General features: G+C 35.3%; 11 protein-coding genes and 2 pseudogenes. 1 reads left to right on the top strand and 12 read right to left on the bottom strand.

Features of this window, described 5'->3' with window-relative positions; genetic code table 11:
• Nucleotides 1-25 precede the first annotated feature (25 nt).
• The 12 genes and pseudogenes from AC3WOM_RS06385 to AC3WOM_RS06440 form a co-directional block, all read right to left on the bottom strand.
• Nucleotides 26-304 carry an ArsR/SmtB family transcription factor gene (locus AC3WOM_RS06385; protein ID WP_427547541.1) on the bottom strand — a complete coding sequence of 93 codons (279 nt, stop codon included), beginning with the start codon at nt 302-304 and terminating at the stop codon, nt 26-28.
• Nucleotides 305-442: 138 nt separating this feature from the next.
• Nucleotides 443-1345: a DMT family transporter gene (locus tag AC3WOM_RS06390; protein WP_427547539.1), complete on the bottom strand. Its 903-nt coding sequence runs from the start codon at nt 1343-1345 to the stop codon at nt 443-445.
• A 25-nt stretch (nt 1346-1370) separates the two neighbouring features.
• A complete protein-coding gene (locus AC3WOM_RS06395; protein WP_427547537.1) occupies nt 1371-2195 on the bottom strand; it encodes an AraC family ligand binding domain-containing protein in 825 nt (274 codons plus the stop codon).
• A gap of 118 nt (nt 2196-2313) precedes the next feature.
• Nucleotides 2314-3066, bottom strand: a complete 753-nt coding sequence (locus AC3WOM_RS06400) for an ABC transporter substrate-binding protein (RefSeq protein ID WP_492445694.1) — start codon at nt 3064-3066, stop codon at nt 2314-2316.
• Nucleotides 3067-3150: 84 nt separating this feature from the next.
• A pseudogene (locus AC3WOM_RS06405) lies at nt 3151-3336 on the bottom strand (helix-turn-helix domain-containing protein); the annotation flags it as partial.
• Nucleotides 3285-3926 carry a hypothetical protein gene (locus AC3WOM_RS06410; protein WP_492445696.1) on the bottom strand — a complete coding sequence of 214 codons (642 nt, stop codon included), beginning with the start codon at nt 3924-3926 and terminating at the stop codon, nt 3285-3287. The gene AC3WOM_RS06410 and the pseudogene AC3WOM_RS06405, both read right to left, overlap by 52 nt.
• A 102-nt stretch (nt 3927-4028) precedes the next feature.
• Nucleotides 4029-4994, bottom strand: coding sequence for an ABC transporter substrate-binding protein (locus AC3WOM_RS06415; protein WP_492445698.1), 966 nt, complete (start codon nt 4992-4994; stop codon nt 4029-4031).
• A 511-nt stretch (nt 4995-5505) separates the two neighbouring features.
• Nucleotides 5506-5997 (bottom strand): YfbM family protein, encoded by a 492-nt coding sequence (locus AC3WOM_RS06420; RefSeq protein ID WP_427547531.1) that lies wholly within the window; start codon nt 5995-5997, stop codon nt 5506-5508.
• Between the two features lie 301 nt (nt 5998-6298).
• Complete coding sequence (locus AC3WOM_RS06425; protein ID WP_492445700.1) at nt 6299-6931, bottom strand: response regulator; 633 nt, start codon at nt 6929-6931, stop codon at nt 6299-6301.
• 22 nt (nt 6932-6953) lie between these two features.
• Nucleotides 6954-11975 (bottom strand): AAA family ATPase, encoded by a 5022-nt coding sequence (locus tag AC3WOM_RS06430; RefSeq protein WP_427547527.1) that lies wholly within the window; start codon nt 11973-11975, stop codon nt 6954-6956.
• Nucleotides 11976-12249: 274 nt separating this feature from the next.
• The gene (locus AC3WOM_RS06435) at nt 12250-13242 is read right to left on the bottom strand and encodes a putative zinc-binding metallopeptidase (protein ID WP_427547525.1); all 993 of its coding nucleotides are present in this window, start codon (nt 13240-13242) and stop codon (nt 12250-12252) included.
• A gap of 396 nt (nt 13243-13638) precedes the next feature.
• A complete protein-coding gene (locus AC3WOM_RS06440) occupies nt 13639-16686 on the bottom strand; it encodes an S-layer homology domain-containing protein (protein WP_492445703.1) in 3048 nt (1015 codons plus the stop codon).
• A 552-nt stretch (nt 16687-17238) separates the two neighbouring features.
• On the opposite strand from AC3WOM_RS06440, the pseudogene AC3WOM_RS06445 reads away from it, so the two are divergent.
• Nucleotides 17239-18367: pseudogene (locus tag AC3WOM_RS06445) on the top strand (IS4 family transposase).
• Nucleotides 18368-18589: the final 222 nt, after the last annotated feature.

The raw sequence follows: 18589 nt of genomic DNA on the forward strand, positions 1-18589 counted from the left end.
TCATACATCATCATTACTGATAATGTTAATTTAACCATCCTTTCAACAAATTCCTTAGTGGTTCTTTGTTAAACGTGAGTACTCGATATTTTCCCTTTCGTTTCGAAATTACAAGCCCTGCATCCTCTAATATATTAAGATGTTTGGCTATCGCCTGTCGTGAAATGTCAAGATTATATTTCATAACAAGACGTGTCGTAAGTTCATACAACGTCAACTCATTGCGTTCGGAAAGTTCATCTAATATAATCCGCCGAGTCGAGTCACCAAGTGCTTTGAATATTATATCTTTGTCCCAATCCATATATAGATTATAGGCAACCCTATAGTTGCTCGTCAAGGATATGCAACCACAGGGTTGCCTAATAGGTGGCATACCATTAATGAAACTTCCCTTGCTCTACCCTTCTTAAAATTCAAAGCTATACTACCTGTTAAGGAACTAATCACCATGTTTGTTTTGCAAAAATTTACTCTCCGAAATAAATAATCCCACTAAAGTAAGTATAATTCCAGTCACAGCAACCCCTGTAATTCTTTCATTCAGTACAAGTACCGAAGTTATAACAGTAATTACGGGAACCATATAAATATAAACACTGGTTTTTATTGCACCCAATATTTTTACTGCAGAATTCCACGTCACAAAACAAAGTGCGGATGCTCCCACCCCTAAAAATAGGATATTCAATAGATTAATTGGTTGCATTAGTTGATTTATATTTGGTTTATATCCAACAATAAATAATGCTGGTATCATAAAAATCAACCCATAGAAAAAAATTCTTCTTGTTGTTTGAATCGTATTATATTGAAATTCGCTAATTTTCTTTGTCAGGATAGAATAGGCAGCCCATACAGCTGCAGCTAAGACAGCTAGTAGATCTCCTAATGGATTTAATTTTAAGTTACTACTTCCGTTGAAGCTAATAAAGAAAATTCCAACAAGTGCAACAGCAAAACCTATAAAAAACTGTAATCTTAATTTCTCGCCATCCAAAAATAAATGTGCAAGGAAAGCAGTAAAAAATGGCGCTATCGCAATAATGACACCTACATTGGATGCAAAGGTATAGGTGAGTGCTATATTTTCGAGTAAATAATATAGTGTAACACCACATAAACCAGCACCTGCAAAATATAGCTCCTGTTTTTTTTCTTTCACTCTAAACCAGTGAGGATAAACAAGGAGCAGAACAAGGAACCCAATTATAAATCTCAAAAATAAGATTTCAATAGGTGAAATGGCGTCTAATAAGATCTTAGTTGATATGAAAGTTGTACCCCAAATAAAAATAGTGACTACTGCTAAAAAATGTCCGTGAATCTCTTTTTTTGTACCCATAAAAACCCTTTCTGTGCAAATAAGATTAGTTTTGTGCATCCTTGAAAATATTCATATACTGTTTTGGTGTAAGCCCTATAAACTTCTTGAAAAAGTTAGAAAAATGGCTTTGGTCAGTAAACCCTGTCTTAAATGCCACCTCGATTGGTAATACTCCATGCTCTAGCATTTTTTTTGCCTTATCAATTCGTATAGTTTCCAAATAGCTATATGGGGAGATACCCATTTGCTTTGTAAAGGAGCGAAGTAAATAGTATTTACTCAATCCTGTTAGATTACATAGGTCCTCTAGTGTAATATTTTCCATGTAACTTTCTTCTAAAAATACACAGATTGCTGTTATTTTAGTGTTTTGCTCTGAAATACTGGTTGATATTCCCTGTTCCGTATATTCTTCAATTAGCTGTTCTAAAAGAAAATAAAAAACTTCCTCTTTCCTCAAGCAAGCTTCTTCCTGCATAAGCATCTGATGTAGATCCCGAAGTACAGCTACCAATTCATTATGAAAAAGTACCTGGGGAGTAAAATAAGGTAGTTGTTCTTTTCCCGTAATTGCAAAGACAGCCCTTCTCATAACTTCTGGTTGGATATTTATACAGCGATAATCCAATGTCTTTCCATCAATTTGCTCGCAAGCATGATTGTCACGGGGATTAAATAACAATAAATCCCCCGGTTCAATGATATATTCCTTAAATTTGCAAGATAAAAGTCGTTTACCATTTTCTATAAACCCAATCACATAATATTCATGAAAATGATTAGGAAATTTTTGCATAATCCCCTTGAAATGATAGGCTTCAACCTTTAATTGTGTATCATATTTTACTATTCTCATTTCCTGCTTCATAAGTTATGCCTCCCTTCCTGGTTACCTGCTGCCCAGTATAGCAAATGCTGAAATCAAATTCTTGTATGATATTGCCCTTTACTTAATCAAAAATTCTAGGTGACCTTTCTTGATTCATTTATATTAGTAAACTGCGCTGAATCGTCATCAGCTGTTCATCTAAAGAATATGGATCCTCAAAAGCAAAACGGTAAGGATTACAAAAGGAAACATTCCCTTTTTGAACAGTTTTTAGCCCTTTCCAAGCTTCATTTTCGGTCAGAATTGAGGTGTCACCGTAGGCAGATAAAAAGATATAATCACCGACATATTCTGGTAGATTAGAAATGGGAATTTCCACACTTAAAGACAACTCATTCAATTCTTTACGTTGTTTAGCAGGTGACTGAAGTTGTAAGGCCTGATACAAGCTATAACTACCATAGCCAGCATATGGGCCTAGGACATACAACTTATTAGCAAGGAACAATAAGTTTGTAACGGATAAGCTTGTACCTAACTGGTTAATAATTTGTGACCGTATACGTTCAATGCGATATTCATATTTTTCAATCCATTGCTCTGCTTGCTTGACTTTTCCAACTGCTTCACCAATTAACCGTAACTTTGTTAATGGTGGTGTGTGACGATATGGAATTACAATCGTTGGCGCTATTGACTCCAGCGTTTTATAATGAGCTTCATTTTGCGTAATAATTAAATCTGGTTGTAGTTGCATAATTCGACTTGGACTTGTAGAAAAATCATTTCCTAAATCGACTGTCTGATGTAAATGTAATGATGTTGACTGTAATGGAGCGATAAAATCTTGTTTCAACATACCTGTTCTGGCACCAATAGGAGTAATACCTAAACATAATAAATGCCCCATATATTGGTCTGCCACTATGCGCTGTGGAATTATTGGAAGTTTGATAGCCTTAACTGTGCCTTTTTTAAGCTTAGTATATTGTCGAGGCGATTTTCCAACTACTTGTTTAAATCGGCGACTAAAATAATATTCATCTTGATAGCCAACTGCTTTTGCGATTGAAGCGATTGTTTCATTTTTGACTAATAGCTTTTTTGCCTCTTCAATTCTAATATTTGTTACATATTGAGTAACACTGTATTTGTAAGTTTTTGAAATACATGAGTAAATTGTCGCCTACTCATCCCTGCTTTAATCGCAAGCTGCTCTACTGTAAGTTCTTCATGATAAAAGGCATGTATGTAAGCGATTATTTGTTCCACAGCTTGGACACTATTATGTTCTTGATTCGTTTGTTTCATTTGTTCTGTAAGGATAAGCATCATCCATTCTTGAAAATAAAGATGATTTGTACACTGCTGTAAAACATCTGTACTCCACGCATGACGATACATTTGTTCCAAGCCTCTTGTAAGCGAGCGAATCGGTATTTTTACTTTAGTGGGCATAAGCTCTTTACTAGTAGAATGGAAGAAAGGATGTGCCATCTTCTTTTCATTCGTCTGGAAAACTTGATAATTTATACAATAATATGTACAACTTTCTCCATGAACGACAACTTGGGTAGTTGGCGTAAATACAGCTACTTCACCTGCTGTTATTGTCAATTTTTGATTTTGATTTTCACTGATTATACTTCCTTGAACGACGGCAATGAGACCAAAGTTCTTCATTGGAAATTGCTTTACTCTTTCATTTGTCTCTATCCGTTCCAATGATAATAAATGAAAAGCTATACTGCTTGGAATAATGTTTTGCATAGATTTCTTCCTTCCTTTTCCATAACCCTGCTTTGAAAAATGACTAAAACCGTAATTCGCAGCTAGGCAAAGAACGGTTAAAAGTCGATACTTACTATGTTATTACTTTTCTGTTGGTATTAATAAATCATGAATAATTTTTAACTGGGCCTCCATTGAGTAAGGGTCATCCATGGCAAAAATAGGTGACTCATATAAATAAACTTGATTGTTTGCTATAGCAGGTATAGTTTTCCAAAAATTACTTTCCATTAATTCTTTTCCTTTAGCTTCATCGATGACCGTAATAAATGCATGGTCGCCTATATATTCTGGAACCATTTCAAGTGAAAGTTCTGCACTGTTAATCGCCTGTCCACGCAATTCTTCGGCTTGAGGTGTTGGCTGTAGTTTTAGATAGTCGTAAATCATACTTCCGCCATATGCCCCTTTAGGTCCAAAAGCATAGACATTTTTATCGAAAACCGCCATCACAGAAACAGTTTCCCCTTCTTTTATTTTTCCAGATTGAAGAATTTGCTCTTGCACTTGAGCAGCATTTCGTTCAAACTGGTCAATCCACTGTTGGGCTTGCTCTGTTTTATCAAACAGCTCAGCAATTTTCAGAAACTTATCTATTGGGGACGAATAATTTGGTGAAGCATATGCAATATGAACTGTCGGAGCTATTTTACTATAAGATTCTACATTGTCTGGAAGCGAACTAATAATGAGATCTGGATTTATAGAAGTAAGTGCTTCTAAATTAAGAGGAAATCCTCCTAAGCTTTCAATACCATCGAGTGTCCCTTTCTCTAAGTTTGCTAGCTCAATCCACGGCTCTGTTAACATATTATCACGTACACCAATTGGCTTTATCCCTAACTTCATTAACTGTCCCATATACTGATCAGAAGCAACCCGCTCAGGATTAACCGGCACTTCTGTTTCACCTGACTCATGTTTAAACGTTTTTGTTTCTGGATTTTGTGTTGCTGATTGTTTAGCTTCATTACTAGAACAAGCTGCTAATAAGAGGAATATTGCAATAAGACTTGTCACTATCGTGATATACTTTATCTTTGTCATTTTTTTCTCCTTTTAATTTTATCAATAATAATAATCATTCTCAATTATAAAATGCACACAACTAGCTATCAATGGATTATTGGGCAAGTTTTTTGTAGTTTTAAACGTGCTTGAGATAATTTCATAAATTTAATTCCTTTAGTTTCAACGGTCTATAACAATAAAAAACGGCACCTTCCCAAAATGGTATATTCAATTGTCATAAATAAATGAATGAGTAACAGGAGTGATTTTAAAATTTATCTAACTTAAAAAGCTGAAAAAGATATACAATTTTCGTGAAATGTTTGTAGGTGTGAAAATTTCACTAAGTGTGAAGTGATCTTATTTGAAGAATAGTATTGGAATAGATAGCAAACGTCAACCTTCGAGGTAAAAGCACATAATGGAGGATTTTCAGAATGGAACAATGAAATTTGGATTAAATAAGTAAACGAAATATATAAGGATTACGTAAAAGTCTGGCAGGTACTACGTATTCGTGTGCCAGACTTTGTACTATGCATAGGTATTATGAAATACAGAATACTAGTCCTTTGCCTTCGGTTATGGTTTCAGCAAAGAACTTTTGTATGTCTTTAAAATAACTGTATAGATAGTCGAAAAATTGTTCTGCCTCTCCATCTTTCACGTCACCATCACCATAGAGAGGATAGATCTCCTCCTCAATCATCTTGTTATAGCTGTATTTAGCCAGGAGCTCATCTTGTGTCATGGTCTCAATGGCTTGATAGGCCTCACGAATTTGTTGGTGAGTTAAATAAAAGGCGCCAATATCTCCAAATTCCAAATAGTTGTCCTGATCCATTGGAACGACATAACCAAGCGGTGGTTCACCGTCACAAATATCATCGCAGAGTAAGTAATAAAGTGCCTGCCATGATTTGTCAATATCAAGATTTTCCCTGTTATAGGGGTCCATGTCCTCTAGCATTTTGGTTCCGGCCGCAAGCTGCTGGATTTCTTCTTCGGGCAAAGCAGTGTAGTAACCAATCATTCCCATTTGTGAACACCTCCTCATACGCGATATCGCTTTATTTATTCATAATATACTGTGAATATCGGAAGTTTTTAAGTTTTTTTTATAAAACTCCGATTAATTTTCTTGTTAAATTAGGGTTATAAAGTACAAACATTCTTCTTTTCTTTTTATACTAATTGTGAAAATGCACATTTTTAGGTTTCAACTAGTCTTATCCTAGATTCATATTTTTGCACTCCACAGTTCCTTTTTGTTTGAAAAAGTTCCCTTTCAATCAATTGGATATTATTTATCACTTTGACATAAGTAATCTTACTATAGGCTAATATGAAATAAATTCTTTTAGCTTCACAATTGCCTGTACACGATCAATAACCTGTAATTTACTATATAAATTACTCACATAATTACGAACAGTACCTTCTGCTATATAAAGCACTGAAGCAATTTCTTTATTGTTTTTACCAGCGAGTATTAATTTAGCAATCTCTTCTTCTCGCTGGGTCAATTTAAGTTCTTCTGCATTTATTGTACTTGTCTTGGAGAGTTTTGCTATCAATTTCGCCGCCACTACTGATGGGAGAATAAATTGACCAGAGACGGTATCACGGATGGCCATAAGCATCTTATCTGTATCCATATCTTTCAATAGATAGCCACTCGCACCACTGGCTAGGCCGTTGATAATATAATCTTCTTCTAAAAATGTAGACAAAATTAATATAAACGTTTCCGGTAATTGTTCTTTCATCTTTTTTAATGCTGTGATGCCATCCATAATTGGCATTTGAACATCTATTAGTACAAGCTGCGGTCGATGTAGCTGTGTCAAAGCAAATGCTTCCTCACCATTACTCGCTAGTGCTACCACCTGCATATCATCCTCTAAATCGATAATCGTTTTCAAACCTTCGCGAATTAACATCTGATCATCTGCAATCAAAATAGTAATCATAAAAGTTCACCTACCAATCCCCTTACATTATATATGGCAAAGTAATGCTTAACGAACACCCTTTATCACGTACTGTACTGATAGAAAGTGTACCCTTTAATTGCTCCACACGGTCTTTCATCATACCTAAGCCAAAACCCATTTTCAGCTCTTCCGCTCCTATACCGTTATCCACCAATTCAAAGATCACTGCCAAACCGTTATCCTTTAAAGTGAAGTGAAATTCATTGCTCTGTCCATGACGAATACCATTTGTTAATCCCTCTTGCAAGGCATGGTAAATGAGTTTTTTCATAATAACTGGCAAATGGTCAACCATATCCATATTTGCATAAATTACAACACCCGTATTCCATTCTGTATCTTTAATTAATAATGATAACGCTTGTTTAACATCAAAATATTTATCTTCTTTTAGCATATGGACAGAGTTGCGAATCTCATTTAAGCTATGACGCACAAGGTCCTGTGCATCCTTTAGTCGTTTGGTAGCACCGTTCATATCTTTTGTTAATAATCTTCGACCAGCCTCGATTTGCAAAATCGTTGATGTTAATGTATGACCCACAATATCATGAATTTCCTGTGCAATCCGATTACGCTCTGCATAGACGGTCATTTCTGTTAATGCGTCGGAGGTCATTTGCATGGATTTCTTTAAACTTTTTGTGCGTTCCTCAACTTGTTGCTCTAAATTTTTCGTTAAATATTGAATCCCTGAATACAATTTTGCATTGGTAATGGAAATCGCACATTGTGAGCATAAGAACTTTAAAACATCTAATCTTTCTTCTGTAAATACGCCCTTTGATAAGTTATTTTCCATGTACAACACCGACAATAGTTTGTTTTGATACATGATTGGCAAACAAAGAACGGATTTTAAATCATGCTGCTGAATATATTGATTTCTACCAAACCCACTATTCGTTGCATCGTGTAACACAACTTCTTCTTTCATTCTCACTGTATAATCAATAATAGCGGCTGGGACAAAATCACTTGCTTCATCGAATGGAATGGACTGGACGATTAAATTTTCGGTCGTACCGTATGCTTCAAGAAACCATTCCCCATTATTATCAAAAATCAAAGCCCCATATTCTGCACCAGCATTTTGCAGCATAATTCGGAGAAGTTTATATAAAAGTTGATTAATCTCAATTTCATCGGACAGTGCTTGTGTGGAAGAAACAATGGTCAAATAATCTACACGCTCTAAATCTGATGTTTTTTTCACAAGCAATAAATCACCATATTCTTGCTCAAGTTGGGCTAACTTCGCTAACGCACCCCACTTTTGGAAAGCAATGTATGCCTCGTTAATATAAACCTTAGCCTGCATATTTTTTCCTATTTCAATACTATATTTAGCAAAACATTCAGAAATAATGCCTATATCATGGAGATGTCCATATTGATGTGCTACTTCAATTGCCTGCTCATATACCGCCTCAATTTTATATTTTGGGCATCCTATAATTTTGCTATACTCTGCTTTTACTACTAGATATTTGTGCAAATAATTGTCAGGGCAACGCTTCGCTAAACGTTTTAGCTTTTTTATACTTCGTCGAATTTGTTGCATATACTGAGATCGTGTACGAGTATCTGCCGAAGAAAATAATTCTTTAACAATTAATACATAGAAATAATCTATACTAGGATTTTGCAATCCTGGATTATCGCGAGATTGATCAAATGTTACGCAATGCATGATAGCTTCATACGCTTCTATATAATGACCAAATAAATACCCAGTTATGTACTCGCACCACCAATAATATTCGAGCAACAGTGAGTCGTCCTCATCCCTACTGTTTTTTTCAGATTTCTCGTAAATAAATGGATCATGTGCTGCCGTATAGCCTGTTAATTTTGTCAATAATAGTGACATAATCGTGGCATACTTCCAAAGCACTGAATCATAATCATCCCTAAATAAAGAGCTTCGAGAAAGCAAATGTGCATATAAGTCCTTTAAAGGATAACTAAAATTAAATAAGTGTGCGCAATTTACTATAAAACTATAATTTGTTTGCCATCTGTTATTCGATAATACACCATTTTGATTCGTATAATCCGAAATGGATAATAAAAAATCGGGTTCATACCTTCTCCAGCTATCTTGACACATTGTAATAATTGTGTTCACTTGCATAAACATTTCTGGATGGTCCTTTACGAGATTGCTTGCAAATTTACTATAATGAAAGGCAGACTCATACTGAAATGCAAGACTACATTGAATTAAGGCATAACCTGCAAAGCCATAGGCAGATTCACTTGTCAGACCATCTTCAAATGTTAAATCTAGTAACGTCACAACTGTCATATACCAGCCTTCCCTGCTAGATACAAAGCAAGCATTTGCCATATAAACTAATACTCTAGCAGCAGCCTTATTTCTTTCACATTGCATTGGAGGAAGGTTTAATATTTCTTGGGACGGCTTTTTTCCTAGTTTACGATAAATACGTAGCCAATAATAACGTTCTTTTAGTTTTCCGATTTCCAACTTTATTGGTAGATTGAGTTGCTGGAGTGCAATTTCACCTAATACTAATACTTCATCGTAATGATCGTTGCTAAGTTCCAGTTGCATTAATAAAATATAGGCTTGCACTTTATCTACATCTGTCTTGGAATTTTCAATGATGATGTCGCATACTGCTTTAACTTTTTCATACTGTTCATTCAAAAATGCAAGTTCAGCTCTCTGTTTGTAGATATTATAGGTCATTTCATAATGCTCTTGCCAATGCTCGTTAGTAATTAGTGTAATTGCATTTTGTAAATAATAGATGGCTCGATTATGATTATCTTCTTGCATTGCTGCCTCAAAGTTTAATTTAATAAGCTCTAGCTGTTTACCTCTCGCAATCATTTGTTTCTTTACTTCATTAAAGTGCTGTAGTATTTGGGCAATGGTAATGGATGAATCTTTTTCTATGTGCTTTGCTAATGCTTGTCCGGCATCCATATGTAGTACATCTTTATCTTGTTCGTTCACTCTTTGATAAAATTCTTGCCTAACTTCTTCGTGCTGAAAAGCGTATAGTTGCTGGTCGTTTGACACGTTATAAATCAACTGATAATTTATAGCTACTTGTAAAGTTTCCTGTAATTCTTTAACTGTACTGCTTGTCATTTCAGCAAGTAATTGTAGTTTAAACTGGCTACCTAAAAATGCAGCTTTACTTAGTAACCTACTTGTTGGATTATCCACGTATTTAAAAAAAGCATCGAAAAGTATCCCTGTATTTTCTTTACCACTTAAATCTGCTATGCCTTGCAAATCCCAAAGCCAACCTTCTTTTGAAAGATCGACTGTCACTAGTTCTTTTTCCACGATTTCCTCTAAAAATTGCTGCATACGTAGTGGATTGCCTGCTGTTTTCTTTAACAGCAATTGAATAAGCATTTGTTGTTCTTTTTTTACACCATTTAATCGGGGATGTAAAAGTTGTGCTACTGTGTTGGCATCATAATTATCCAATTTAATATGTTGCACTATAATTGATGGCGTAGTTTTCTTTATTATTGGCAGATAAATAGTGGTATTTGTACGGTACGCTGTTATGACAAGGAAGCCCTTTATTTGATGTGTATAAAGTAAAAATTGTAAATAGTTAACGAACTGCTCATCTGCTAGGTCGAAATTATCTAAAAATATTACACATGTATGCGCTTTTTCTGTAAATAATTTCAAAAAATCCGCGGTAAAGTTATACAAGTTTTGTTCATAATCTAACTCCAATACTACTTGCTGTTGTACTTGTTCCCCAATCAATAATTGCAAGCTAGGGAAATGCCCTACTAAAATTTCTTCATCTCCTTGTACGACATCTGATAATTTCTGTTTCCATAAAGCTAATTGATCTTGTGGTTCAGTTAATAAATATGCAACTAATTTTTCAATTATTTGCTCCAATATACTATAAAAACGTTGTATATTTTTTTGTTTACATCGAATACTTATGTATATCTCGCTAGATAGCATGTGCTGGTGAAGAGTATTTTCCACAAAATAGGTTTTGCCTATACCTGCTTCCCCACTGACTGAAATCAGTCCTGACTTACCTTGTCTAACACTCGTAAGCACATCTACTATTTGCTGTTGCTCTTGCTTCCGTCCAAATAGCTTCTGCTGCGTAAACCAATCGGCTACAATTTCACGTTTAGCAAGTAAAAATGGTTGAATATCACCTTCTGCTTGAATTTGTCTATAACATTCCTCTAAATCAGCCTTTAAGCTGACCATGCTGCCATATCTCACTTCAGTTGTTTTTTCCATACATTTATCAATAATAGATGATATCATATTAGGAATGGATGTATTTTCTAAATAGGCAGGCTTTTGAACTGTTGCAATATGGTGATACATCATATCTAGTATACTTTCAGATTCATATGGTAAATGACCTACAAATATTTCATATAAAATAACACCAATCGAATAAAAATCTGCACGATAATCGTACGGAATACTTGTATGCTCTATTTTTTCTGGTGATACATAAGCAAACAATGAATCGACCTTGCGTGCAGAAATAGAATATACCCCAACTTGATTTTTTAATTGGGCGAAACGAATATCGATTAACTTCGCCTTCGTAAGATTCTCAGTTACAAAAAAATACAAAGGAATCATTTCGTTCATCATAATTTTATTTTCATGTAACTGTTGAATACATTCTACAAGTGCAATCGCTATCGTTAATTTATCCTTTAACGATATGTATTTTTTGGTCATTAAGTTGAATTGTTGTAAGTTGAATCCTTCCAGGTTCTGAAAAAGTAAAATAGGGCGTCCATCAACGATCTCAAGGCTAATGGGTTCGATAACACCTTCTCCTTGTAAAGTAAGAAATTGCTTAAATTCATGCTGAAATAACGTAATGGTTGCTGCATCTACATAACGGGTATTCGTTGTTTTCGCAAGTAATATCTCCTGATCTTCAAGACGAACTACACGAAAAATCGCAATTTCCTCATTATTACTAATTTTTTCTATAACTTTATAGCCCGATAACATTAACATACGTTCACCTACTTTAGTTGATTGTATTTTAAAAGTATATATAGAAGGAGATGTCACGAATGAAATCGTCACATCTCCTTTCCTATCATTAAACTTTATACACATTAATGTTTATATTGTAACACTTTTTAGCCTAGCAAAATAATGCGATGAGTAGTGTCATTTTTTAATATGACAGGGCAAGTAGCTACTTCAGATATATGAATTTTTACTATTTAACTATAATCACAACTCCGACTAGATACTTCTTTATTTGCTGTGTATATGTTCTAGTTTACACTACTGCACGTTCAAGCCATGTCGCCGCACGTGTTAAAATATGCGCACGTAGCTCAACAAAATAATCATATTCATAAAAGAATGCAATTTTTTCATCTGCAATCGTATGTAGCTCATCTTGTTGCTTTGTTAAAACGAAATGAGCAAACGATTCCGCAAAATCCTCGGCAACTGAACTAGCTGCATAGGAGGACACATAATTATCATCTGAGTCACCAGAAGAAGAAGCCCAAAATTGCTCATAAAAATCTGTTAAGTATGCATCCTCATAAAAACAGCCTTCTCCTTCAATATATACATCCTCACAAGCATCTGGGTCTACCCACATATTATGCTCGCCATCTTTTAAGGACACATAATGAGCATATTCATGAATATAAGTAATCATTGTTTCAGATGCTAGCTCAATATTTTCCTCATTCATTCCAAGAGTCCAATATTGACCACTATCATCATGTTGCTGTACATAGGCTAATGTATTCCCACTCTTAAATATAATAAATTGATTGATATCCTTACGTTCCGATTCTGGTATAAGCCAAGCAAAATCAAACCATAGCTCTGAATGATATTCAATGTCCTCATCTGATACATCATCATCCGTAACAATCATTTCCTCAACATTGTCAATATCATATGTATAGAGAGTATGAATACCTTCTAAATCTGTGGCAATTGATTCCTCATCTGTCAATGAACCATATTCTTCCTCTAACATCATGATAATTTCATCACCACGTCCTTTGCAAGAATCATAGTCATCACATTTAAGTGGTAATACGCAAGTGTCCTCATCTGCAATATAAACCTCACCTACATTGCATCCATTCTCTGTAGCTTCCTCACTTGAAGCATTTACTGTGATTATTAAACCCTCTTTATCAGCTGCTTCCTCTACATCAGTAGCATCTGATTCATCGAGCAGATCACCACAGCCAGTCAATAATATTATTGTAAACATAAGTAACATTATTTGTAACCATTTCATTCTTTTTTCTCCTATCATATATTAAATCGGCATATGTAACCATAGCTTAGCAAAAAGGAACTAGTCCATAATAGTGACTGGTGTCACTTTTTTGTCATATGACAAAAACGCATTAAATGAGCGCACTGAAAAGCTTAAAAAAGTCGATTAACATTACATTTTTAGTGGCAAACCGACTTTTTCAGTGCCCTCCTCAGAAGCATCTTCTTCCCTATGACTTATTATTGCTATACAAAATCATGCAATGGGTACATCATGAATTATGCACGTGACACTAGTTCGTTTGGTTTAAACGCCATTATCCTCCATCTCGATTTGCTAGTGTAACGATATACATATAACTCCAACCTACAGGCAAGGAAAGTGCTTATAAGCTTTAAATTTTGTACAAAATAATTACACCCCTGTACCTGTACCTGATTTAATTCTTGAACTGTATGTTGTAATGGCCTGTTGCAAAGCTGTTTTAGCATTCATTATGGAAGTAACGGTTGCATCACCCGCTATTTTTTCTGTCTGTGCAGTTTTAATTGCATCAATTAAAGCCTGTGCACCGCTAAAAGGTGCAAATACATAGGATGTACCCAATCTAAATTCCGAAGCTAGTGTACTATCAGGATACATAGCTATCGATTGATTACCACGGATACTAGGTATTGCAATTGTATTTCCTCGTCCTACATTGAGTGTTGGTACATTTGTGTACCACTCCATAATCACAATAGAATCGATAACAGCTTGTAACTCGGCCCGTGCAGCAATTACTTCAGGTGTAATGACTTTCAAACCATCTTTCACGCCTGCAAGAGCGTCTGTTTTTGCCCGCTCAAGCGCTGCTTTTACTGTCGTGATTGACTCTAAAGTGGAATTATTATTATTAGCTACTATTCTGCTTTCGTCTATTGCACTTATTAAGCGTGTAACGATTTCTGTGTTGATCCATTTATCTGTTGATTCTATATCAGAGCCATCAACAGATATCTTGTAACTAACGCCATTAATCTCTACATTCGTTGCTGGCTGTGTTATTGAAATGGAGGACATTATTTCAAATATCTCATATTTATTAATTTGTATAGAAAATGCATTAAGAAGTTGTGATTCATTCGTACATTTAGCCTGTGCTGATGTAGATAAACTAGTAAAAGCTAATTGAGCTTCTGTGACAGCAGCCTTATCCATAGGATTTATCTGATTTGCTTGTTTTGCTAAAATAGTAGCATGGGCTAACTTGAACGCGGCTGCATCCAGCTCTGCTTGCATATCCGTTATTTTACTTTCCAGTTGTTGCAATTGTGCATATTCCACTGATAATAATGCCTTTGTCTCTGTAGATAATTGATGATAAGCTGTTATGGCCTGATTGACAGCTTCTTTATCCGTTAGTGCAATAGTTACAAGGTTTTTAGCTAAAATGTTGGCATTTGCTATTTTAAATGTATTAGCTATCACTGCTGCTCCATCCACTACCACATTAACACCATTTATTGCTTTTGCTTTATTATTCGCTAGGTCTGTATTCCAACCTTCCTCAGCTAAGATACGATCTGTTACTATTCCTTTGATACCAAATCCTGATAATTGTTTTATCTTTTGTGCGTCTGAATCTGTTAGAACGATTGTTATAGTTTCACTGGCAATATCATAGAAGTATTTTCCTGCCGTATTAACCGCTGCTAATGAATTTACTTTTATATAAGGTCCTGTTAATCTCGCTGTCTCAGGTGTTGTAATTTCAGCATCACTATAGGTTAATTTTGTAAAATCAAAAATAGAATTTACTTTAATTCCACTTAAACCACTGATAGATAATCTATTTGTATCTTCGTTATAAGCTGCTGTCGTGAAAATTGCGTGATTTATTGTATCAGGAGTTGTTGAGCCTCCTCCTGTTGTTGAGCCCCCTCCTGTTGTTGAATTACTACCAGTCGATGCAGTAGTAGATTCTGCATTATTCCCTGATGGTGTTACCACTGCTTGTATCTTTTGTAACACCTGATTATAATTTGTAATGACAAAAGCAGCGCTCGATCCTTCCAACACAATTAATTTTTCGATCACTACATTTGCCCCAACCTGTACTTTTGCTTCTTTCACAGTGACATCTAATTCTTTGATGATACCAAGTATTTGCAATGCGACTTCAGTGGCTTTAGCAATCATCACCCGATCAATAGAACCTTCTCCTGTCACTTCCATATTAGCTGTAGCGTGAATGATTAATTCACCAGTATGGGCATTTAATTGAATAGCAGTGATAGATGGACCAGTTGTAATCTGAGATATGATTGTATCAGAGTCAATTTGTGTATTATTGCGTCTGATATCAAAATTGGAAGCTGTAGAGTTTACAAGTATTATTGTTATGCCTTTGTTAGAATTCGCAAAAAGTGGCGTTAGTGAAGCTACAGGCTTTGATGTTGCCTCTTCAACGATAAAACCTCCATTTATATGGACATTGGTAGCCTTAAACTGTGTAGCAATTTTGCCTGCTAAAAAAGCTTTACCAAAAATATCTAAGTTACGTAGCTCAACAAAGTCTCCATTAACTGTAATATTTCCAGTAAATCTAGCTTTTTTAGCGTCAAACACAATATGATTATCTTTCGTTCCATCCACATTCAATTCAATGTCTAGCACTTTGATAATTACATCATCTTTCACTTCTACCTTTACTACTGCACCTGCTAAAGCTTTGGCATTGGCTGCATTAAAAATGTCTCGAACATTAGAAGCTATAGCAAATTCAGCCGTATCTGTTTGAACAACTGAGTTTGTCGTATTTGTGATTGTCAATGCAAGCTCGTTCACATTTTCAACAGTATCCTTTGTTACATTGGTAGCACGCATAATAAAAGTAGCTAATTGACCTCGTGTCACATTAGCTAATCCATCAAAAGTGGTTGATGTTCTTCCTTTCGTCACACCATGCTCATAAAGTGCTGCAATAGCGTTTTGATAATCACTTTGAACATCAGTAAATGGTAGCTGAGTCGAATTGGAAGCTTCTAAACCAAAAGCACGTGAAATAATTTTCGCCATGTGATTTCTCTTAATGGGTTCATTTGGACGGAATAATCCATCCTGATAGCCATTTATAATACCCGCCTCTTTCAATGCCACAATTGCTCCAAAGTAGCTGTGTGTAGGAGGTACATCCTTAAAATTAGAGTTTTCTACATTTATAATATCTAATTTCAATATCCCTGCTATCATTTTAGCTGCTTGTCCACGTGTCACCTCTTTATCAGGTGCAAATGTGCCATCTGGAAAACCTTGAATTACTCCTGCATTCGCTAATTGATAAATGGCTTCATAATGATCATTAGTAGAAGAAACGTCCGAAAATTTTACGGATGCTTGTGCTTCTGGTGCTATTGGGACCACACTACTTACAATAACGGCTGTAGCAATGGTACTTGCAAAATATTTACTTTTTCTCACTCGCTCAACTCCCTTAGATTAATCGGTTTTAGCTTATCAAAAAGGAGAATAATCACAATAGTGACTGGTGTCACTTATTTGTCATATGACAAATAAAATGGAACTTAAACATTTCTATGTTTTGAAATTCCTTACCAAAGCCACATGCGAATCCACGTGGAAAAGTTATAGGTACTTGCTTTTAAATTGGGAGAAGACATTCACAAAAAGTGATAAAACTGCACATCTTAAAAGTATTGTCCATTATAACAAGATAAATTATCAGCAAGAGTAAATGGAAAACTCCCCCTATTTCAAAACAAATAAAAACCCCATTCCTTAACATAAAATTAAGAAATGAGGCTTACTACTTACTTCATAAAAAAACAATATTTAAATCAATTAACTAATGAAGCAATAATATATAAATAATGCACCACTAGCACCGCATTAAAATAATGACTCATTTAAATTAATTCATAATTTTCTGCAATTACATGTAAGCACAAAAAAGTCCTTTATAATGGTTTGGTGGTAGTAACCTATCCAAATCCAATAAAAAGGACTCATCTCATGGATAAGATTACACGAAAAACATCATTTGAACAATGGTTTTCACCGATTTCAACAGAAAAAATGCAGGAATACGTGGAAAGCCACCAATTAAACTACTATACAAAGAAGCTGTACATGGCTTCCTTTCTAAAAATACTCTTGTATGCACAGTTGACCGAAACCGAAAGTATGCGCGCTGTGCGTGACGCGATGTTTTCAGAAGAACTCCAGCAGCTCACCGATTTAGATTCGATTAGCAACTCGCAATTAGGACGCCGGTTGAATCAGGTACCAACCGAATTCTTTCAACAGATTTTTCTCGATTTAGTGATGCAAATTCATATAAAAACTGAATTTGAGCAACGCCGGAAAATATCAACGCCCTTAAAGATCATTGATTCCAGTACGCTCCCACTGAATTTGAACAATCATAAGTGGGCCAAGTTCCGCAAAACCAAATCGGGTGTCAAACTGCATTTACGCCTCGTCTACATGGAAAAAGACTGTTCTTATCCCGATAAGGCGGTGCTCACGAATGCGATCGAACATGATCGCGGACAGCTTGAAGTGTTGGTCGACGATAAAGAATGCATGTACGTATTCGACAGAGGCTACTTAGATTATGAGCGTTTTGATCGGATGACCGATGACGGCTATTTCTTTGTCTCGCGCTTGCGTAAAAATGCGGTAACACGCGCCATGGAAACGCTCGAAATACCCGAAGATTCTCTGGTTTTATCGGATGAAATGGTTGTCATTGGTACGATGCAAAATCGTACTGAAAACGCCTTTCGCTTATTGAAAGTAATCGATTCAAAAGGTAATGAGCTACAACTCCTAACGAATCGGTTCGACTTAGATGCAGATGAAATCGCTGAATTGTACAAGTCACGTTGGGCAATCGAATTATTTTTCAAATGGATGAAACAACATTTGAACATTAAAAAATTCTACGGTGACAGTGAACAGGCGGTGCATAACCAAGTGTATATCGCGATGGATGATTGTATATTGCTTGAACGTGTTGGCACAGCTCCACACAAATAGTTCGTATACTTATTTAGAAATCAGTCGTTTCTTGAAGGTGTCGTGGTGGAAATCTGCCCACATTTGGCTTCGAAAAATCAAAGGAAAAAGCGTACCATAAGGGATTACTCATCGCTGTTGTCCTCGTTAAAGGTTATAGTAAAAAAATGGATGATCACTACCTCTGCTTACGTGTCTTTGTTTTTCTTCTAATGTAGAAAAAAATAAAACTGAAATTTCAGTTAATATTTATGCAATGCTAGTGATAATGCACAGAAAAATAAAACTACTTTACGCTCATTGCACAGGGTACATTATTTATCTATCAAAGTATTAATAGATT

The sequence above is a fragment of the Lysinibacillus sp. FW301-JW8 genome (assembly GCF_058788755.1).